Origin of the sequence: Streptomyces sp. NBC_00569, from assembly GCF_036345255.1 — a bacterium.
GTDB lineage: Bacteria > Actinomycetota > Actinomycetes > Streptomycetales > Streptomycetaceae > Streptomyces.
Genome location: NZ_CP107783.1, coordinates 1,892,150 through 1,912,984 on the forward strand (window position 1 = coordinate 1,892,150; position 20,835 = coordinate 1,912,984).

Below are 20,835 nucleotides of genomic sequence, written 5' to 3' on the forward strand. Positions count from 1 at the left end.
GCGCGGGATCAGGCGTCCGCGCGGAACAGCGCGGCGACGTCCGTGGCGGACAGAGCCCGGTTGTGGACGCGGAAGCTGTCGATGGCGCCCTGCAGGTACGGGTGCTTGGAGTTCTGCGAGCGGCCGAGGTAGTTGTGCGTGGTGGTGCCCAGCAGCAACGGACTGCTCACCATCGCGTCGTTGCGCCCGGACTCCACGCCATCGACGTACAGCACGCCGGTGCCGTCGCCGACGGTCAGGGCAACATGGGTCCAACGGCCCTGCGGCAGGGCATCGGAGGCGTCGATGAAGTCCTCGGCCTCCATACCTGCGATCTTCAGGGCAGCGCGGGCCTTCCCGGTGCCGGTGCGCACGGCGAGGAAGAGGTAGGTGTCCTTGTGGTAGCCGAGGTCGAACACCCGGGCGGAGTTGCTGAGCGAGTCGACACGCACCCAGGCGCTGACGGTCAGCTCCTCCAGACCGGTGAGCAGACCGGGCGGCAGGACCACGTGGCCGCCGGCGACGCTGTCCAGGGCGATGGCGGCGCCGGTACGGCCCGCCGTCCAGCCGGCGCCCGCGGCCAACTCTCCGTCTGGGAAGGAACGCTGGGAGTCCGCGGTGGTGCTTCCGTGGCCCTCGTCGAAGGCGTAGTGGGCGAGCTCGCGCTCGCGGCCGGCCTTGGGCGAGACGGCCCAGTACACGTTGTAGTGCTGGTGCTGGATCCGATGGAAGGGCAGCAGCGACACCTGGGCGCCATCGGCGGTGGCGGTGAAGGCCGTCGAAGACCGCGGCAGCCGCCGCACTGAGGCGGGATCGATGTGAGGGATGGTCGGGGACACGGTGCTGCCGTACGTGCCGGCCAGGACCACCGGGCCGTGGGACAGGGAGCGCACCTGCGGGTTGTCCGGCGCCGGACGCCAGACCGGCTCCATCGGCAGCGCCACCTCGACCACGTCTCCGGAGCGCCAGTTCCTGGTCAGCGCAAGGTACGTACCCGGTTTGCAGTGGGCGCCGGCCGGACGCCCGTTGACCCGGACCCGGGCGTGAGAGCGATGGTCGGCCAGCCAGCCGGGGATCCGTACCTTTAGGGTGAACCGGCCGCCTCCGGAGGTGACTGTGAGCCTGGTGGTGTCCGCGTCGGGGTAGCGGGTCTCCTGGCGCAGCGTCACCCCTCGCTCGGCCCATGTCACCTGGGACGGGATGAACAGGTTGACCCACAGTGCGTCCGCGGAGCGGAAGTAGATGCTGTCGGCGAACTTGGTGTGGGTCTCCATGCCCGTGCCGTGATCGCAGGAGAAGTTGTCGTAGTCGCTGCTGTAACTGCCGGGCGCGGTCCCGAGCCCGCCCTTGACCTGGCGCTGCGAGCCCGCCCACAGACCCGTGTAGTACGTCACGAAGCCGTGCTCGGCGTCGGGGTCCTGCTCGCCGAGCATCTGGTTGTACAGGGTCCACTCGTAGTGGTCCATGTACACGGCGTTGCCCGGGTCGTGAAGGAAAAGCTGCCGGCCCAGCTTGAGCATGTTGTAGGAGTTGCAGTTCTCGCAGGTCACCTCGGAGAGACGGCTGACGATCTCGCCGGGAGGACCGAAGAACTCCTGACTGGAGTTGCCGCCGATGGCGTACGAGTGGTGATGTACAACCGTGTCCCAGAAGTAGGCGGCGATGTCGCGGTAGCGCTGCTCACCGGTGGCCTCGTACTCGCGCGCGGCGCCGACGATCTTGGCGATCTCAGTGTTGGCGTGGCGACCGTCCAGTTCGTCGCGGCCCGCGGCCAGCGGCCCGTACAGGTCCTCGTGGTCGAACCGACGGGCGGTGCGCAGATGTGCCGGGTCACCGGTGACCAGGTACAGGTTCGACAGGACCTCGTTCATGCCGCCGAACTCCACCCGGAGGACCAGCGTCTGCATCTGGCTCACTGTCAGGCGCGAGGTGCGGGTCTCCACCCAGGCGGCCATCGAACGCACCACGTCCAGGGCCTGGTAGTTGCCGCTGAGCAGATACTGATCGAGCAGACCGGCCATGATCTTGTGGATCGTGTAGTACGGGGCCCAGGGTCGGCCGCCGGCCTCCAGCTGGTCGAAGACCTGCTCAGGGAAGGCGGAGAGGTATCCGGGCGTGTAGCGGGCGGCGGGGGAGGCGGCCTGGCAGGCCGCGAGGGCGTCGACGATGATCCGCCCCTTGGCGGCGTAGGCGTCGTCCCCGGTGTTGGCGTGGGCCTGGGCCAGCCCGGAGAGCAGATGGCCGGTGCTGTGACCGCGCAGTTGGACCGCCGGGTCCTCCCACCCGCCGCAGGGTTCGGCGGACGACGGCAGGCCGGCGTTGAGACGGAAGGTGTGCAGCAGGCGATCCGGATCGACGAACAGCAGATACGCGCAGGTGCGCCGCATGTTCTCGCGGAAGGGGCTGTTCAGGAGCGTGACGGATGACAGGGGGAGCGGGGTGAGCCGCGGCGGGACCGTGCCGGCGGGGACCGGGCGGCCACGGTCGGCGGGGCGGGCCGTGGCCCCGGCGGGGGCGCCCAGGCTCAGCGCGATGGCGGAGGCTCCGGCGGCGGCGATGACGTGGCGGCGGTTGGGGCGTGCCGGATGGTGCGATGCGTTCATGACGGCAGGACTCCTGGTGGATGCGGGGAATCCGCCGAGCGAGGGGGCGCGGGGTGTGGCTCGGCGGCGGCAGGCGCGAACGGGCGCGCGGTGGCCCGATCCGCGAACCGGGTCGGCGGCGTGCAGCGGACAGCCGCGGCGCGCTCTGTGCGACGGGGAGCGGAGCCCGAGCTGCTCCGAAGGCCGCGCACGCCTCACGCGGGCCGGCGCGAGGCGTGCGCGGCGTGATCGTCTCAGCTGTCGTGCTGGTGGCTGTCGATCACGTGGTGTCCGGAGAGCGCTTCCAGGTAGACGTACTCACCGTCGGTGTGCGCGTCGTAGGCCTTGGCCTTTGTGCCGTTCCAGGCCAACTTGCCGTCGACGAAGACCGAGATGTGCTTTCCGAAGGTGGGCACCGCGACTCGCCCCTCACTGCCCTTGGGGGCGGTGAGCTCCGCGTGGTATTTCCCCTCCTTCCGGTTGACGCGCCACGAGGCGTCGACCGGGCCCAGCATGGTGGTGATCCGCCCCTGGGCGAAGCTGAGGTCGGCGGTGTGCGGGACGAAGTCGAAGGCGCGGCCGCCCGCGCTGGTCGGCTGGAGTCCCAGCACGGCGAACGTGAGCGCCGTGGTCGGCCCGGTCGCCCAGGCGTGGGCGAGGCTGACGTAGGTGCTGCAGATGCAGCCGTCCGGACGCGACGACTCCCAGAACGTGCTCCTGGTGCCGAGCGGGTCGTCGAGCATGGCGCCCCACTGCCGCCGGATCAGATCGACTCCCGCCTGGTCGGCGGTCGTTCCGCCCGCGGCAAAGTGGGCGTTGACCTCCATGGACCCGGCGAAGACGCCCAGGTTCCCCTTGTTCTCCGGGGAGGTTGACCCGCGGTCGTTCCAGTTGGTCATGAGGTACGAGCTGATGCGGCGTGCCTTGCTCTGGTCGGCCAGGCCATACCACACCGCGAGCGCGTTGCCGTCCTGGGCGTGAACGTCCGAGTCGGGGTAGAACCGGTACGCCCCCTTCTTCTCGTCCCACAGACGGCTGTCGATCGCGGTGCGCAGCGCCGCCGCCCGGTGCGCATAGGACTGGGCGAGCGTGGTGTCGCCCTCGACCTTCGCCAGCTGCGAGCCGGTCGTGAGCACGCGCCACATCAGGACATTGGCGATCAGGTTCTCGCCCTTCGGCAGGCTCCGCACCGAGTCGGCGGTCTCGGTGATCGAGAGCAACCCCTGGTCGTCCGTCTTCGCGCCGATGTAGTCGACGCCCCGCTTGTACTGGTCCCAGATGCCGTCGACCCACTTCCGGTGGCCGGTGTACTGGTAGTAGTCCCAGGACGCCGCCAGGGTCCACATGTGGTAGGTGTCGGACCCGTACTTGTTCATCATGGGCCCGGAGTACGGCAGTTCGCCCGTGATCTTCTGGTGCTGGTAGAGCGTCGTGAGGGCGTTGCGGGCCGATTCGGTGTCGTCGAAGGCCGCGTAGGCGGAGGGGATCTCGACCCCGAGGTCACCCGGCCAGACCGTGCGGTCCCGCTTCGCGCCGTCCACCAGGATGGTGTCGCCCACGCCCACGTCGCCGGTGTTGTCCCATGTCTGGGCGGGAGCCTCCCAGACCCGTCCGGTCTTCGGGGCGATGGTGTTGAGCTGGATCGTGTAAGCCCCGGCGTACCAGATCCTGTTGAGCAGGTCGTCGCTGGAGTAAAAGTAGTTCGCGTAGGCGCGCGGGTCCTGCATCTTCGGTGCGGCCGTGAAGTGCGCGGTGATGCCATCGAGATCGGCACTGCCGGCGGAGTCCATGAAGACGGTCAGGTACCGGAACCCACCGCGCAGGTTCTTCGCCGGCATGGTGTAAGTGGTCGCCCCGTCGACGTCGGCGTAGAGCGCTCCGTCCCGGCTTCGCGGACCACCGGTGGAGGCGTCGCTCGTGGTGCCCACGTACTGCGAAGACTCGTTGAACGCGAGACCCACGCGTTGCGGGCCGTCTGAAGCCGCGAAGTGGAGCGTAACCAGACCGCTGACGTCCTTGCCGAAGTCGAAGGTGACGGCGGATCCGGTGCCGCTCAATCGGGTGGACTTGCCCGAGAGTACGGCGGAGCTGTCCGTCACCGAACCCACGGTGCTGTGGATCGCCACGGGCTTCAGTGTCCGGGACTGCGGCGAGTAGTTGTAGGCATCCCAGGGATGCCGGGCCGCTGAAGGCAGGGCCCCGGAGAAAGCGGCGCCGGGGGCGGTGGCCCCATCCGCCGCCTGTGGTGCGATAAGGGCCATCACCACAAGCGCTGCCGAGGTCGCGGTGGTGAGGGCGGTCTTGTGTCTCCTCTTCCAAGTGGTCATACATGCCTCGCAAAGCTGGATGAACGCGGAGAACGAGTGGGTGGAACGGGCGCGTGGCCCGAGGCGGGCCGCTGCCACGCCATGGGCGGTCGGCAGGCACCAGGCAGCGCCCACCTCCGCATACCTGACTGCGGGTGCCGCCCAGGTGTGGCGTTACCCCTTGGTGTCTCACCGGCGGGATGCGGACCGGCGTTCGGTTGCGACCTACCGGTTCGGCTCCGGTGCGACCGCCACGTCGTCGAACTGGGAGGACTGATAGGAGTCGAGCCCCAGACCGGCCTGGCCGTGGTCGTACGTGGTGTCGGTGACCTCGGCGACCGGGGTGCCGTCGACCGTCGCGGTGATCCGCTCCCCGGAGAAGTCGAGTGCGAGCCGGTGCCAGGTGTCCGCTCCGGCGGTCGGCAGGTCGCCCTGGTCCAGGGTCCGCTTGGTCTTGTCCGGCATGACGGCCTCCAGGGCCCAGGAGCCGGTGTCCGACAGCTTCAGGTAGTAGCCCTCCCACACGTTGGAGTGGTCGGGCCCGACCGAGTTGAGCTGGTTCACCACCCGGCCGAGCAGCGATGCCGTGCCGGACTGGTGGATCATCACCTTGGCGGACACGGTGTAGTCGGTCCACTGGCTGTCCCCGACGAGGGTGAGCGGGCTGGGGACCTTCGACCACCTGATGGGCTGGGTCGTGATGGCCTGCTGCAGACAACCACCGGTGCCCCCGCTGCCGGGTGCGGCCTGCGGTGCGGCGGAGCAGGGCGCCACCTGGAACGCGCCCTCCATGTCCGACAGGTATCGGGGGGTGGCACCGTCGCGGTATCCGTCGAAGGTGTCGCGGTAGGGCAGCGGCATCGTCGTCGACGCAGGCGCCGTCCTCGCGGCCCGGCCCTCCCCGCCGGGCATCGTGGTGAGCGTCGTGACAGTGCCGGGCTGCAGGGTGACGGTGTTACTGCCCCGGGCGTCCGGAGACACGTCGGCGCCGCGGACGAACCAGTCCGCCGGGTCGGTGGATCCCAGTGTGGTCGACCACCGGTGCAGCGCGCCGCGGGGAAGGTGCCCGGCCGGTGTGACCGCGACAGTCTGCGGGGCCGTCGCAGCGGTCGTCTCGAAAACCGTCGTGTAGGCCCGCGGCTTGCCCGGCGACTGCAACGTCACGTAGGTGCCGCCGCCGTCGAGGTAGCCGCTGGCCGAGTCGACGTAGCGCCAGCCGGGACGCGTGAACTGCGCGGTCTGGGCCATGGTCCACAGCGTCGGGCCTAGTTCATAGTGGCCGCTCCATGGTTCGTTGGCGCGCAGCAGGCCGCTGCCCTGCATCTGGACGGTGGGGTACCAGGCGTACGCGGCCGGCCAGTTGATGAACCCCGTGATGCGGGAATCGACGTACTCGTGGTTCATCTCCGCGGCGAGCCGGGGCGCTCCGGTGAGGTAGTTGTTCCAGCCCGATTCGCTGGCGAACAGCGGCTTGTCCAGACCGAGGGCGTCCGGTGAGCTCGAGCAGTGGATCTCCGAGCAGGGGTAGTGGATGCCGACGACGTCCACGGCCTTGGCGAAGGCCGGGTCGTTCTTCATGTCGGTGGCCACCTTCCAGCCCGCGTTGTCGGCGGCGACCACCTTGACGTCGGGGTAGCCGTTCTTCACGAGCGCGGCCTTCAGCTTCCCGTACCAGGCGGCGTCCCAGCCCTTCTCGTTCCAGCCGCCGAGATAGTTGACGTCCAGGTGGTGCTTTTTCGCGCAGCCCAGCCACTGCATCAGGTAGTTGATGTTGTCCGTCGACCAGAATCCACCGTCGAACCACCCGGGAGCGCCCCACTCGAGTCCGTAGAACTGGATCTGCGGGTTGCGTTTCTTCGCCTGGTCCATCAGCCACCACTCGTACCCGCGCTCGCAGTTGACGTCGGTCGGCGTGCGCATGTGGCTGGGTTCGGCTCCGTTGCTGGAGTTGGTGTCGGAGCCGATCTCCACCTTCAGAATCTGCAGCGAGGCTCCGTATCCGGGTTTGAAGAGGTAGTCGAGGATCTGGTCGCGCTGCCGCTTCGGGTAGTCGACGAGCAGCCGGGATGTGCCGCCGCCCCCGCTGATAGCCCCGATTCCGTCGAAGACTCGTCCTGTGCCGCGGCTATCGACGCTGATCGACTGGACCGTGCCGGTGCCGGCACTGGCCGTGGGTGTGAGGAGCGCTGCCAGGCAGGCGATGAGTAGGGCGCCCACCGCCCACAGGGAACGGCAGGCCGGCTGCCACCATCGGCCGGAAGACGGTGTTCTGGCGCTGGGCATGGGACCTCTCTTCTCGTTGCGAGGGGTACGGGTGTCACAGCTCGACATGGGTCCATCCCGCGCGCACCTGTGTCCGGCGCGCCCGGCCGCGCTCCGGGGACACCTCGATGTCAACCCGGCCGTCCGCGTTGACGTCGAAGGAGACCCCGGACGCTCGAAGCAGGAAGTTGCGTACCGCGACGCGCGCGCCGGTGGCCCGGAACACAACGCTGCCGTCCCGGACGAGTGTGGTGCGGGACGGCCCGGCGGAGACGGCATACGTGTGCCCACGCAGTCGCACGTTGGCGATGGCGTTGGTGCCGGGCAGCGAGAGGGTGCCGAACATGATGCCCGACGGGTCGCCTCCCCAGGGGTTGTCGGAGATCAGTTCGTGCAGGCTCTGCACGGCCATGGCGTTGGACCAGGAGTAGGTGCGCCAGGCGGAGTCGACGGCGGAGTCCATGATGGACTGGCCGGGAACGGGGTCGAAGGACTCGGGGAACCAGTTGTCCTTGTCCCAGGCATCGAGGTACATCGCGGTGCTCCGCGCGGCGAATTCGCCGGCGACGTCGTCGAAGCCGTACCGCTTGAGACCGTCGTACACGGTGGCATTCATGGGGGGCCACACCGCGCCCTTCCACTGCTCGGGGGCGGTGTCCTCGCCGTATCGGTCGAAGAACTTGAAGTGTTCGGAGCGTGGGTGCACCGGGCCGCCGCTGCAGTAGGCCGGGTCGTTGCGCGCGACGCTGGGCACGACGTACTCGCCCCAGAACTCCTGCGGGTCGAGCAGGTGCTCCCGCACCAGGATCTTCGCCCGGTCCTGCGTCGCGATGCCGGCGAACAGCGGGTAGAAGACGGTCGGCGTGACCACCTCGTTCCAGGTTCCGTCCAGGTAGCGGCTCAGGTAGAGGCGCCGCTGCGGGTGCCACAGCCTGTCGTTGAGCAGCCGCCGGATCGTCTCGTGGTGCGCGGTAAACCGTGCCGCGTCCGCCGTTCTGCCCAGCACTTCGGCCATCTTCGCCAGCGTCTCGGCGAGCAGTGCGTAGTACGAGTTGAGCGCCACGTCGGTGAGGTCGGTGTTGTCGCGGCCGTCCCCGCTGCCGCCCACTTTGGGGATGCGCCGGTAGTTGGCGTACACGGGGCTGTCGTCCAGCCCGAGGTGGTTGCCCCGGCCGCCGACCCGGTCTCCGAAGTAGGGAGATTCCAGCAGCCCGTCGCCGTCCGCGTCCCACTCCGGCAGTAGGTCGTAGTAAGCGACGAGCGTGGGGTACGCCTTCTTCAGGACCGCCACCTCGCCGAACTTGGTGTACAGCCGCCAAGCGGCGTATGCGTGCATCGGGCCGGAGTTCTGCTGGTCGTAGCGCGGCCCCTTCAGCGGGACCTGGTTGGGCGGTGCGTCCGCGTCGAAGATGTCCGTCTCGTGCTGCGTGGCCAGTGGCCGGCTCACGAGTGCGGCGTCGATGGCGTCGAAGGCCGAGTCCCACCCCGTGAAGAGGCCGCCCCCGCCGCCCCATCCCCACATCACGAAGGCGCGTTGATGGTTCTTGTCGTAGTTGGTGTTGAGAGACAGCGCGTCGCGCACGGCGTCCGCCGCCCGCCCCGCCGGACCCGAGCCGGTCAGGTTGTCCCTGCGAACCGATGCCTCGGCGGTGGCGAGTGCCCGCTCCACTTCATGTGGCTCCGGCGGGTCGAGCCGCGGCGGCCGTCCGCCGACGGTGGCGGCGAAGGTGAGGGCCTGACCCTTGCTCAGCCGGTACCGCAGGGCGGCTGCCGCGGTGCCGGGGGCACCGGTGGTGGCGCCGGTCATGTCGGCGATCATGTCGGCGATGGAGGCGTAGCAGCCACTGCTGTCGGCGGGTTCGGCGGGCGCCAGCCGGAAGTGGCCGGTGCGGGACGTCTGCAGCAGACCCGGCGCGGTGCCGGTCACGTTCTGGCCGTCCAGCGCGAAGGCCGCGTCCTCGCCCCAGGGCGTCGCGACCTCAAGGAAAACCGTCGTGTCGTCGTCGAGTGCGGTGACGGATCCGACCACGGAACTGCCGTCGTCGGCACGGGCGTAGCGGACCCGGATGGTGTGCTTCTGGCTCTGCGTGTCGTCGTACTGCTTCTGCAGGGACGGCAGTTTCGAGGTGGCGTCGGAGACTTCGGCGGCGGACCACTGCTGCGGGTGTGCGATCACCTCGCGCAGGGCTTCGAGATGCGTCGGTGTGACCTTGCGTTCGTCGGTGCTGACCTGGACCTCTTTGTAGGCGCCGTCGGGTGCCATCGGCCCCATGCGCCAGAGGTTGTTCGTCATCTTCTCGCGGATGACCTTGCCCGTCTCGGTGAGCAGGCCTATGCGGAGCGCGAATCTGGACTCTCCCTCACCGACGAAGAGCGCGCCTGTCCAGTCCTGGTCCTTGATGCCAGGCATCGCGAACGGTCGTTGCACCGTTGGATACGGCAGGGCCGTCTCGCGATCTTGAGCGGGGCGGCCTCCGGATGCCGAGCCCGGCGGGGCGGCCTGAGCAATGCCGGAGCCGGCAGCCAGGGCGGCCGCCGATGCGCCGAGTCCGGTGGCGCCCACCGTCCTGAGAAATTGACGTCTGGGAACATGACCGTGCGTCATCTGACCTCTCGTTTCCGCGCACAGGTACAGGTCACCGTCTGGACATGGAGGACTGACCGCCCACGCGACGCGCGTGACGGCGACCTGACGGACGGATATGAAATGTTTCAGTCGCGGCATCATTCTCAGCACCCTCCATCGAAGCCGTCAACGGGGAGTGCTGTCGTGATTACCAAGACATGAGCTCACTACCTGCAAGTAACCGCTCAATTTCGCTTGTTGGGCGCAGACCCCTTGCTTCCCAAGCCGTGTCGCCCTAACGTCCCGGTCCGTTAAAACGATTCAAATCTTCCTCAGAAAGCGTCGCCGGTCCATCCGTAGTGGCTTCGCTCATGCGTGCGCCCGGTCGGTTCGCCGGCGTGGCACGTGCAGCAAGGAGAGACACCACGATGAGTGACACCGACGCCCAGGACGACCACAGCTTCACCCGCCGACGACTGCTGCGGACCGCGGCCGTCGCGGGAGCAGGCACCGCGCTGGCCTGGAGCACCCCAACCGGCACCGCGCTGGCCGCCTCCCCCGGGTCCGCGGCCACCCCAGCGTCCGCAGCGGCCCAGGTCGACCGCACAGGCTGGCTCGCGCACCCCGGACGGCCGGTGCAGCCGAGGTTCCGCTGGTGGTGGCCGGACGGCCTGGTGGACCCGCGCGAGATCAGACGCGAGGTGGACCAGATCGCCGACGCCGGGTTCGGCGGCGTGGAGATCGCCGCAGTCACCCACAGCCTGGACGACAAGACGGTGCTCCACGTAGCCGAGAACGGTTGGGGCACCCCGGTGTGGACGGCCCGCGTCGAGGCCGCCCTGGACCAGGCCGCCAAACGCGGGATCACCATCGACCTCACAGCGGGTCCCAGCTGGCCCACGGCAGTCCCCTCCATCACTGCGGACAGCGAGGCCGCCGTCAAGGAACTCGCTCATGGTTCAGTGCAGGTGGCCGGCGGAGCGACCTACACGGGACCAGTCCCGGCGCCCCTCGTCGCCGCCGCGTCGGGCGTCACACGCCAACAGCTGATCCTCGTACAGGCAGCGCGGGTCGACACCGCCAACTCCACGCGCAAGGAGACCGGACTCAGCTTCTCCTCCGTGCGCGATCTGACCGACCAGGTCGCCGACGGATCCATCAGCTGGACCGCACCGCCGGACGGCGAATGGGTCCTCATCGCCTACTGGCTGCGCGGCTCCGGCCAGACCCCGGAGTCCGGTCCCCACACCTCCCCCACCGCGTACGTCGTGGACCACTTCAGCGAGGCCGGCGCCCAGGCAGTGATCGACTTCTGGGAAGCGCACATCCTGACCGCCCCGGTCCGCAGGCTACTCAAGAAGGCCGGAGGCGCCCTCTTCGAGGACTCGCTCGAGATCGAGACCGCCGCACTCCAGTGGACCCCCGGCCTGCCCGCCGCATTCGAGAAGCACTGCGGTTACGCGTTGGAGCCGTATCTGCCCGCAGTGATCCTCAACAAGAGCAACCAGGTCTTCGCCTTCGACGCCGCACTCACCCGCCAGGTCCGGCACGACTTCTGGGAGACCGTCTCCAGGCTCTTCGACGACCACCATGTCGCGGTGCTGAAGAAGTGGGCGCACTCCCTCGGCCTGAAGCTGCGGATGCAGCCGTACGGATTGCAGACCGACGCGATCACCACCGCTTCGATCCTGGACATACCCGAAGGCGAATCACTCGGATTCAAGAACCTCGACGACTACCGTTGCCTGGCGGGCGGACGCGACATGGCCGGCCAGACCATCCTGTCCTGCGAGTCGGGCGCCTACACGGGAGGCGCCTACAACACGACATGGCAGAAGTTCCTGACCACGATGGGCGGAGCCTACGCAGCCGGGGTCAACCAGACCGTGGTGCACGGTTTCTCGTACGCCACGGCGCCCGGCGTCAAGTGGCCGGGCTACGCGGCGTTCACCCCCTACCACGGCAAGGTCGGTTACGGGGAATCCTGGGGACCTCGGCAGCCGACCTGGCAGCATGTCCCGGACATCTCCGGCTACCTCAGCCGCATCCACCAAGTTCTGCAGTCCGGCACCGCCCGAGCCGACGTCGCGGTGTTTCGCCAGACCGGGTACACCGCGACCGGGATCGGCGCCTCGTGGTTCACCGCGAGCGGCGTTCCCCTCGGCTGGGCCCACCAGTTCATCAGCGCCCCACTGCTGGAACTGCCGGGCGCGAAAGTTTCGGGCGGCCGGCTCGCTCCCCAAGGCCCCGCCTACAAGGCGCTGTTCATCGAGGGTGACTTCTTCTCCGGTTCCGCCTGCACACTCCGGGTGCGGGACGCCGAACGGCTCCTGGACTTCACCAAAGCCGGCCTTCCCATCGTCATGCTGGGCGCCTGGGACACCGCGACGGTGCCCGGCCTGCCCGCCGACGGCGAGAACGAGCGACTGCGGACGCTCATCGGCGAGCTGCTCACCCAGCCACGGGTGCGCAGGGTGTCAGACAAGGCCGACGTCCCGGCGGCCTTGGCCGACCTGGGTGTACAGCCGGACGTCCGGTACGCGACTGCTTCCACGCTACTCAATGCCCATCGGGTCGCCAACGGCGTCGACTACTACTACCTGTGCAACGGCAAGCACGCCGAGAACGTGAAGCCACCGGTCGCCCCCATAGACCACGAGGTCACTCTGCGCCGGACCGGATACGACGGCGTCCCCTATCTACTCGACCCGTGGACCGGAAACGCTCGCCGCATCGGCCGGTATGCGGAGGACGGCGACTCCATCCAGCTGCGCGTGGCCCTCCACCCCGCCGAGACGCTGCTCGTGGCCATCGGCCGGCCGGGCCTCTTCGGCGACCGCGGCGGCAAACAGCCGCACGCCGTGAGCAGCCAGGCCGAGTCCGTGCAGTTCGTGAACGGTGATCTGACGGTCCGCCACTCAGCCGCCGTCACCTTCGACACCGTGCTGTCCCAGGACGCTTCCACAACGACCGTCAGCACCACGATCGGTGAGGTGCCGGAGCCCAGGGTGCTGTCGGCCTGGCAGCTGCACGTGGAGGACTGGCGACCGGGAGGTGCCCCGACCACGACCACCGTGACGGGGCACGACCTGAAGCTCGACGCTCTGGCGCCCTGGTCGCAGCTGGAGGGCCTGGAGGACGTCTCTGGGGTGGGCCGCTATCGCACCACCGTCACCCTGGAACGGCCATGGACCGGCGGATACGGCGCCTACCTGGAACTGGGCACGCCGAGCGGTACCTGCCGCGTGACCGTCAACGGCAGACAGCTCGACCCCGTCGACCAGATCAACCCGGTGGTGGACGTCGGCCCGTGGCTGAAGCGAGGTGACAACACGATCGAGGTGGAGGTGGCATCCACCCTCGCCAACCGGCTGCGGGTGAGCGACCCCGATGTCTACGGCGGGCTCGCTCGCCAGCAGTACGGCCTGACCGGCCCGGTCCGACTGGTGCCGTACGGACAGGCCCGCATCGGCTGACACCTCGGGGCGCGCCCGGGCCTCTCGTGATCAGCCGGGGTGACGACAAGCCGACTCCCCGTAGGGTGCCAAAACTACTTCACCGCGGCTGACCTTGAGCGATGCGCCAAGCCACGGGCTGGGCGTGATCAGACTCGTGCCCGTACGGTCTTCACCACTCGTACCGGCCGCCAGGTCGAGCCGCGCAACATCAATCGCTCGTTCACGCGCGTCGCCGAGTCCGCCGGCATCCAGGTCATCCGCCTCCACGATGCCGACACGGCACGGCGACCCTTCTCCCGGCGGCCGGAGTCGCGCCCCGCGTCGTGATGGAGATCCTCGGGCACTCCCAGATCAGCATCACGATGGACGTGTACACGCACGTCGTGCAGGACACGCAGCGCGAGGCTATGAGCCACATGGACCGGCTGCCTGGGAAGAGGCGTCCCGGTCGTCAGTGACCGACCCCGTTGATGTCAGAAGCAGATGTCAAAGGCCACCTACCAAGATCGGTAGGTGGCCTTTCGCCTGGTGCCCCCGGCAGGATTCGAATCTGCGACACCCGCTTTAGGAGTTGTCAGCCGGTGATGTCAGGCGACACTGCCTGGTCGGTTACGGACGGCGGTAGGCGGCACGGTCGGTTCCGGGTACCGGGGGTGTGCAGGGCTCCGCTGGCTTTGACGGTGAGGCTGACGGCCGCCATGGAGACCGGGTCGGGGAAGTCGACGATAAGTACGATGTCGTCCTCCCCGAAGGCGAAGTACATGGCCTCGACCTGCCCGCCGAGGTTGGTGACGACATGGTCGACGGCGGCGCGACGGCTGCTCGCGCCTTCCTTGAGCAGACCCTTGGTGCCCTCGGGCGTGTAGGTGGCCCGGATGAGGAACTTCGGCATCGGGATGCTTCCTGCCCATCGTTTGTCCGGTGTGGAATGACCTTCCCGCTGTCACATCGGCCGCTACGCGCGGAACGGCTGGGTTCACTCGTTAGAACCTGGACTTTTCCGCTGACCGCGGCATCATGAATTGCAGTGGTGGCTCTGTCTGCTGATGGGCGGGGTGTCAACCGACGGTCGGTCAATCAGCGGCGAAGAGACCTTCGCCTTCCAACGGCACATCGTCCACCCACCTCAACTCACCACTCTCCCCCGCTTCGATCCCGTCCGCCGTCGACCCACACACTGTGGAGCGGGCCAGGGTGTCCTGCCAGGACCTGGGACGAGGGGTTTTACGACGGCCGGGACGGCGACGCCGGCCGCCGCGTCACAGGAGATCACCGAGACCAGGTCGCGCCGCCCGCCGACGGCCCGCGAGATCGCCGCGACCTCGAGGAGCGCGCTGCCCAGCTCGGCGTCGCTCACCGAGCCGGAGGTGTCGATGACGACGCAGACGCGGGGCGGCGTACGGCGAAGGCTCGGCAGCACCACTCCAGGGACGCTTGCCGAGCGGCGGGACGGGCGCCGGTAGGTGTGGTTCTCCCCCACTCCGGGCGCACTCGCCGCCGAGCGGACTGCCGCGCCCAGCAACTGCCGCCACGGCTGCGGTGGTTGGAACGCCTCGTCGGCCCAGCGCCGCCACCCTTCCGGCGCGTCGCCGGGCCGGCCCTTGATGCCCTCAGCGACCCGGAAGCGAACCGCGTCTCGCTGCTGGCGGGTGAGTCCGTTCGCCCCGTCGGGCCCCAGCTCCCACGGCCGGTCGTGCCCGTCGGCACCACTGCCGCAGTCGAGCCAGGCCAATTCCGCGGCGAGCCCGGACATCGACGCCGTCCGCAGGTATTCCTCCATCAGCAGGCCGTCGGGCAGTCGCAGCAGCGACGGCACGACCGCCCCGAAGGGCTGCGGCAGTCCGTCACCGTAGATGTCGTCGTTGATCTCGAAGTCGGCGGCGATGTTCCGACGCAGCCTCCCCCAGCCTTCGGCCGGGGGGACCCCCATCTCGCTTCGCTCGCCCGGCCCGGACTCCTCATGCTCCCGCGCGTACCGCTCGCCGCGCCCGTGATGGTCACGGAGCAGATGGGAGACCTCGTGCACCCAGACGCCCGCCAGCTCCTCCAGCGGTGTGCGGTCCACGAATCCGGGCGACACGTAGCAGCGCCAGTGCGCGTCGACCGCCATCGTCGGCACCGCACGGTCCTCCACCACATGCAGCGCGAAGAGCGCGTCGGCCAGGTAGGGGCGGACCTTCACCGCGTGCAGCCGTGCGGCCAGCAACTTCTCCCAGTCCAGACGTAGTTTGTGCCGGTCGCCAGACCCTCCGTGGCCGTCCGGTCGCTCCGGCGGTGTCGCCCGCACCGCACTCGGGGGCGCGGGCGGGGACATGGGGCGCAGCGGCGGGCGTGGTCCCGGGCGCTTCGCGGCAGCCATCGCCGCTCGCACGAGCGGGCACGGGCGCGGTCCGGGCCCCCACCACACTGTCCGTAGCCAAGTTGAGCTCTTCCTCAAGAGCCCCAACGGCCTCCGCCGTCGACGCATCGAAGACGCCGTCGTTGTCTACGGGGTGGCCGTGCACGGCAAGCAGGACGCGATGACCGGCTCGCTGTGGGGGTTCGCCCCGTATAGTCCGCGCCGAAGCTCAGGGCTCGTTCGCGGGCGCTGGGCAGTGGCTGCGCTTCATCCTCGTCGAAGCCGCCAACCGAGTCCTGCCCGAGATGGGTGGGATACTCAGTCGCTGAATCCCAAGTGAGCGAAGACGACATCCCGTACCCACAGGACGGCATCGGAGTCGATCGCGGCGAGCACCGGTACCGCGTGATGCCAGCCCCCGGGGTGAAGGCCTCCGTGAGGAGGGCCCGTGCGCGCGGGAGGTCAGGGCCGGCGGGGGGACGAGGAGGCTTGCCAGGCGGCGGGCGAGCGGCGTGATGCAGAGCGTCGACGGTGGCTGCGATGCGCACGCGCAGCGGGTGTCGTCAGAACGTCTGGATTAGGTCAGGAGAACATTCCCTCCCAAGTGATCGATGCACTGGGACCTGCCCTTATCCTTGCCTCAAGTAGTGTTCGTAGAAGGCCACTTGAATAGTCCATGCTGGGGGTCCCGTGGACACGCTGACGCTCTTGCTGCTGGGCGCGGCGGGTGGGTCGTTGCGGGCTCTGGTGGATTTCTACAACCAAACGATGGAGTGGCGAACCGCTCGCCGAAGGCATCGCCAAGAGAACCCCTCCGGCGGAGCCACCGAGGTGCCATCGTTCCGGGACTTTGTCGATCCATGGCCAGATGGCCTGGCAGCAGCCTTTCATACCGCGCTTGGCGCTGGCGCCGCTGCGATGCTCGGCAGTACCGGACAGATTGATGGTGCGTACGCGGCCATCGCGGTGGGGATCTCAGCACCCGCCCTACTGGCCCAGATCGGACAAGTACAAAGCGTGAGCGACGCTGTCGCCGGCCCGCCTGCACCCGACTCTCCACCTTCACCAGTGCATAGAACTGAAGGTTCCCTCGATGACAGGCCGGATCAGTCGCCCTCCGGGGCAGGCCCCCATCGCACGCCGGAGCCTGGTCCTGGACGGCAGGAGGCGGTGTGAAATCCGGGAACTTTGGTCGCAGAGCCCTATCAACAGCCCTTGGACTCGGCAAACGTCATCGTGTCTCGCCCACGCGTGGCCAACTTCGCGATCACTACAGTCTGTCGCGTCGCGTCATTGCGGCCATGCTGAGCGTCACCCTCCCCGCTCCGCAAGGCGACAGGAGAGCTATCGCAGCAGGTACAGGTGCGCTCAGACAACAAGCGGACGCAGGCGCGGAGGGCACGGCCACCCGGTGGCCTCACCAGCGATGGCGTGCCCAGCGCAATGCATTGAAGACCGTGATGCTCCTCGGTGGCCTATTCGCGCTGGCCACCGCGATCGGGAGCACGTTCGGTCACGCGGGCATCATCGTGGGCGCCGTCGCCGCGCTGGGTACCGGCATTTACGTTTACTGGAACAGCGGCAAACTGGCGCTTCGCGCCATGCGGGCTCGCCCCGTCGGCGAGTTCGAGGCGCCGCACCTGTACCGCATGGTGCGCGAGATCTCGGCCATTGCGCATCAACCCATGCCGCGCATCTACATCTCACCGACCGAGGCCCCCAATGCCTTCGCCACTGGTCGCGATCCCGGTCACGCCGCCGTCTGTTTTACGGAAGGAATCCTGCAGATCCTTGATGAACGTGAGCTGCGCGGCGTCATCGGGCATGAACTCAGCCATGTATACAACCGAGACATCCTGACATCCACGGTTTTGGGCGGTCTCGCCTCGGCGGTGATGTTCCTGCCCATCCTCGGCCTGATCCCCATAGGGCGCTCGAAGGACGGTGACGCCACGACGGGAATATTCGGAGTACTTCTCGCAATCTTGCTCGGTCCTATCGCATACGCCATGATCCGGCTGTCCATCGGTCGGTACCGGGAGTACGAGGCGGACGTAGCAGGTGCCCATGTGACGGGCGACCCACTTGCACTCGCATCCGCGCTTCGCAAACTCCAAGCCGGTGCCCGCGCGCTGCCTCTCCCCCCGGAGCCTCGCCTGGAGGCCATGAGCCACATGCTGATCACGTACCCATTCCGGCCAGACGACGTTCTGTCCAGGCTTTTCTCCACCCACCCACCGATGGCCGAGCGCCTCAGCCGACTTGAACGAATGGCCGGTGCGAACAACTCCAAGGGGCAGCAAGTCACCGGGGAACGGCCCCCGGATCTCTGACCACCCGGACTTGCAGTGCGTGGGCGACGCACCCCAAGGCGGCGGGTGCTCCTCCTGCCACCGAAGGGCCGCCCCGGCAAGAACAGAGCATCCTGCTTTGGCAGTCAGCTGGTCGGCACCCTCAAGCCGTGGGACGACCCGGAGCGCACCCATCTGTAGATCGCTGCGCGTGGATCGCCTGCGGCGTCCCAGTCCACAGAGTGCGCAAGCCCAATGTTCCGGCGATGCACTGCGGCTCCGGAGGCCAGGACCAGTGCTGAGAGCCCTGTCTGGGCACGCTTGCGGGGAGCAGCATCAGGGGCGCTGAGGAAGTTCGTGCGCCGATGAACCCGGCAACTCCCCCACCGCAGGTAGAAAGTTCGGCGCGCCCGCACGCCGATGCTTGTGTCTGATGCGCACAAAACACAGAACTAGATGGAGATCTCGCAGGGAGCCTGGCACGGTTTGTCCATGGCTGGTGATGAGCGGGCCGAGTCGCCCGCTGAGACTTTCGCACGCGCCCTGGTGGCGATTCGCACAGCAGCCGGCTTGACACGCGCGCAGCTGGCGGAAGCCGCGCGGATCGACCGGAGCGTGCTGTCACGGCTGGAGAGCGGGCGTTACGCGCACAGGCTCAGTACTCAGAGCCTTGAGCGCCTGAGTGCAGCACTCTCCTGCGGGGACGCGCTGTATGCGGCTGGAGGATTTCCGCTGCCGGAAGTCCGGGAGCTGACTGGTGATGCGCGCCTTGGCCTCGCGTTCGCTGATATTCCAGCTGCCCGCAAGGCTCTGTCGCGGCTGCACATGACCCAGGTCGCGCTGTCTGCCGTTGCTCCTGCGCTCACCGGTGAGGAACCGGGGGTGGATGTGGGCCGTCTGTGGGGCGCTGTCCGGAGGCAGGCGGGACTTGACCCGGCGCCGGCTCCCGCCTCCGGTCCGGGCAGCCGGGAGGGAAGCGTGGCCGGCCGGCGTTTCCTCATCGCTCACGGGTCGGCCCACATCCTGTTGCAGACCACATGCCACTGGCCATACGGCACTGACGCTGAGGTTGAAGCGAGCGAGCTGGCCGGCATCCTTCTGACTCCGCCGGGCCCCCTCACTCAGGCGGTGCGTGCTGCGTTCAGGTCCGGGATAGATCCGTGGGACCCGGACACCGGCGGGCTCGTGGCAGCGGTGTCTGACTCATTACTGATCCCTGGATGGCTGGCCGCGTACAGGCTGGCTGACTTCAACGGCCTGCACCTGCAGCTAATCCCGGACGACGAGGAGAACATGTGAGTACAGCCCCAGCCCCCTTCGACAGCTCGCTGCCAAGTCCTTTGGAGGCCCTGGTGGCACTGCGCTCCTCGGGAGAGGAGAGCGTGGTCGCCACTGACCGGATCTCACCGCGCCAACAGGCCATGTATGTGTCAACTGACCTCGACGAGGCACTCGTCGCCCATGTATCCGAGAACACCGGGCTCCGGCTCGTGTTGCTGACGGGCAGTGCGGGCGGCGGCAAGAGCGCGCTGATCCGCCAATTGCAGAGCAGGCTGCCGCAGGGGACTATCAGCCGTGTCGTGGAGGATGCGACGCATGCGGACAGCCCGAGCGAGCGGCAGACCGAGCGACTGGCCGGAGTTCTCGCCGGATTCAGCAACGGCGTTCCGCCTGCCGGGGATCTCACAGTCATCGCGGCTAATACCGGTCTGCTGCTGGAGCTGCACCGTGAGTTCACCGAGCGGGGGCAGCCCGCCCTGGCGGACGTGATCGCCTATGCCCTTCACGTTCTCGGTGTTCCCGGCAAGCGGAGTCTCACGGAGGCCCGCAGGGAAGAGCTTGGCGCCGCTGTGCTGGTCGTCGACCTTGACCAGCGTCCGACTTCCGGCGGCGAGGGGCGGCTGTTGCGGCGGATGCTGGCTGGCTTCCACCCTGATCTGCCCGGAGGGGTGCTGGCGGGCGCGGCTCGCTGCGGGACGTGCGCGGTCAAGGCATGGTGTGCACCGCGGACCAATGCCGAGCTGCTTGCTGACCCTCAGATTGGCGCGGCACTGGACGAGGCTGTCGAACAGATCGCCATGCGGCGGGGGCGTGACGTCGCTCCCCGGCAACTGTGGGACGGCGTCAGTGAACTCGCCCTCGGCGGAATCAGCGCTGAAGGGGATCCCTGCAATTCTGTGGCCGGCCTTGCAGGTGAGAAGGACGGAGCCGCTGTCTGGCAGGCGCTGCTCCCTAACGGAGTGTTCGGCTGGGCGCAGGGCGCTCTGGCCAGGGAGATCCAGGCACTTGATCCGTCGTTCCGAGCGAGCAGCGAAACCCACACGGTCATTGCTTCGGCCGGCATCCTGCCCGCGGAGGACGCAAGGATGCTGGAGGACCTTCTGGGCTCCGCGGACGGCGAGGCGCGGCAAGCCGTTACGACCGCGGCGTCTGCTCTGGCGGCAAGCTCAGCTGGCGAGGGTGCCCGTGGCCTTGTGCGCGCCCACTGGCTCATGGGACGGCTGCCCCTCGGGCCAGTGGTGCCCGAGGAGTTCAAGGAGGCGGTGTCTATGCAGGATGATGCTCGGGAGCAGGTGATCCAGGTGGTGTCCGACGGGCTGGTGCAGGCTTTCGGACAGACGGCGGAGCGCAGGAGCTATCTCCCGACGGAAAGCCTGGGAGAGAGCCGCGATGCCCGTGTCCTGGTACAGGTCGATGTCGATGAGCACGTGGAAGTCCTGCCGCAGCGCGCTCAGCACTTCAATCGGCAAGGGTCCCGTGTGGTCGGGCTGCGCCCGCTGACAGCCCGTCTGAAGATCGGCAAGTCAGTGATCGATCTGGACCTTCCTCTCTACCGGCTCCTGCAGATGGCAGCCGAGGGCGCCCTTCCCGCGACCGTGGACATCGAGAGATTTCATGCGCTGCGCTATGCCGCCGAACGGCTGGGCAGGCAGCAGGCTGATAACACCGATCTGCCGCTGCTCGTCACTGACGATGCCCGCGGCACAGCTTTCGTCGTGACGCCCCGCCATCGCCGCGGCCAGGAGCAGTTGAAGATTGAGAAGGTGGCCTGA

10 protein-coding genes and 1 pseudogene are annotated in these 20,835 nt (G+C 68.3%); 5 read left to right on the forward strand and 6 right to left on the reverse strand.

The features are described from left to right. Nucleotides 1-8: 8 nt before the first annotated feature. The 4 genes from OHO83_RS08770 to OHO83_RS08785 all read right to left on the reverse strand — a co-directional run bounded on the left by OHO83_RS08770 (nt 9) and on the right by OHO83_RS08785 (nt 9,539). On the reverse strand, nt 9-2,582 hold the full coding sequence (locus tag OHO83_RS08770; RefSeq protein ID WP_330279076.1) for a beta-L-arabinofuranosidase domain-containing protein: 2,574 nt from the start codon (nt 2,580-2,582) through the stop codon (nt 9-11). 233 nt (nt 2,583-2,815) lie between these two features. Next, entirely contained in the window at nt 2,816-4,687 is a 1,872-nt protein-coding gene (locus OHO83_RS08775) for an alpha-L-rhamnosidase-related protein (protein ID WP_330279077.1), read from the reverse strand. A gap of 405 nt (nt 4,688-5,092) precedes the next feature. Next, on the reverse strand, nt 5,093-7,084 hold the full coding sequence (locus tag OHO83_RS08780) for a galactosylceramidase (protein WP_330279078.1): 1,992 nt from the start codon (nt 7,082-7,084) through the stop codon (nt 5,093-5,095). Between the two features lie 100 nt (nt 7,085-7,184). Further along, the gene (locus OHO83_RS08785) at nt 7,185-9,539 is read right to left on the reverse strand and encodes an MGH1-like glycoside hydrolase domain-containing protein (RefSeq protein WP_330279079.1); all 2,355 of its coding nucleotides are present in this window, start codon (nt 9,537-9,539) and stop codon (nt 7,185-7,187) included. 584 nt (nt 9,540-10,123) lie between these two features. On the opposite strand from OHO83_RS08785, the gene OHO83_RS08790 reads away from it, so the two are divergent. Together OHO83_RS08790 and OHO83_RS08795 are read left to right on the forward strand one after the other, a co-directional pair. After that, on the forward strand, nt 10,124-13,171 hold the full coding sequence (locus OHO83_RS08790) for a glycosyl hydrolase (RefSeq protein ID WP_330279080.1): 3,048 nt from the start codon (nt 10,124-10,126) through the stop codon (nt 13,169-13,171). Nucleotides 13,172-13,315: 144 nt separating this feature from the next. Next, nucleotides 13,316-13,611: pseudogene (locus tag OHO83_RS08795) on the forward strand (tyrosine-type recombinase/integrase); the annotation flags it as partial. Nucleotides 13,612-13,727: 116 nt separating this feature from the next. On the opposite strand, the gene OHO83_RS08800 reads toward OHO83_RS08795, so the two are convergent. Together OHO83_RS08800 and OHO83_RS08805 are read right to left on the reverse strand one after the other, a co-directional pair. After that, nucleotides 13,728-14,045 (reverse strand): GYD domain-containing protein, encoded by a 318-nt coding sequence (locus tag OHO83_RS08800; RefSeq protein ID WP_330279081.1) that lies wholly within the window; start codon nt 14,043-14,045, stop codon nt 13,728-13,730. A gap of 234 nt (nt 14,046-14,279) precedes the next feature. Beyond that, a complete protein-coding gene (locus OHO83_RS08805; protein ID WP_330279082.1) occupies nt 14,280-15,467 on the reverse strand; it encodes a vWA domain-containing protein in 1,188 nt (395 codons plus the stop codon). A gap of 1,484 nt (nt 15,468-16,951) precedes the next feature. On the opposite strand from OHO83_RS08805, the gene OHO83_RS08810 reads away from it, so the two are divergent. From OHO83_RS08810 to OHO83_RS08820, 3 genes are all read left to right on the forward strand, one after another. Then, nucleotides 16,952-17,824 carry a M48 family metalloprotease gene (locus OHO83_RS08810; protein WP_330280742.1) on the forward strand — a complete coding sequence of 291 codons (873 nt, stop codon included), beginning with the start codon at nt 16,952-16,954 and terminating at the stop codon, nt 17,822-17,824. A gap of 414 nt (nt 17,825-18,238) precedes the next feature. After that, nucleotides 18,239-19,081, forward strand: a complete 843-nt coding sequence (locus OHO83_RS08815) for a helix-turn-helix domain-containing protein (RefSeq protein WP_330279083.1) — start codon at nt 18,239-18,241, stop codon at nt 19,079-19,081. Between the two features lie 83 nt (nt 19,082-19,164). Beyond that, entirely contained in the window at nt 19,165-20,835 is a 1,671-nt protein-coding gene (locus tag OHO83_RS08820) for a hypothetical protein (RefSeq protein ID WP_330279084.1), read from the forward strand.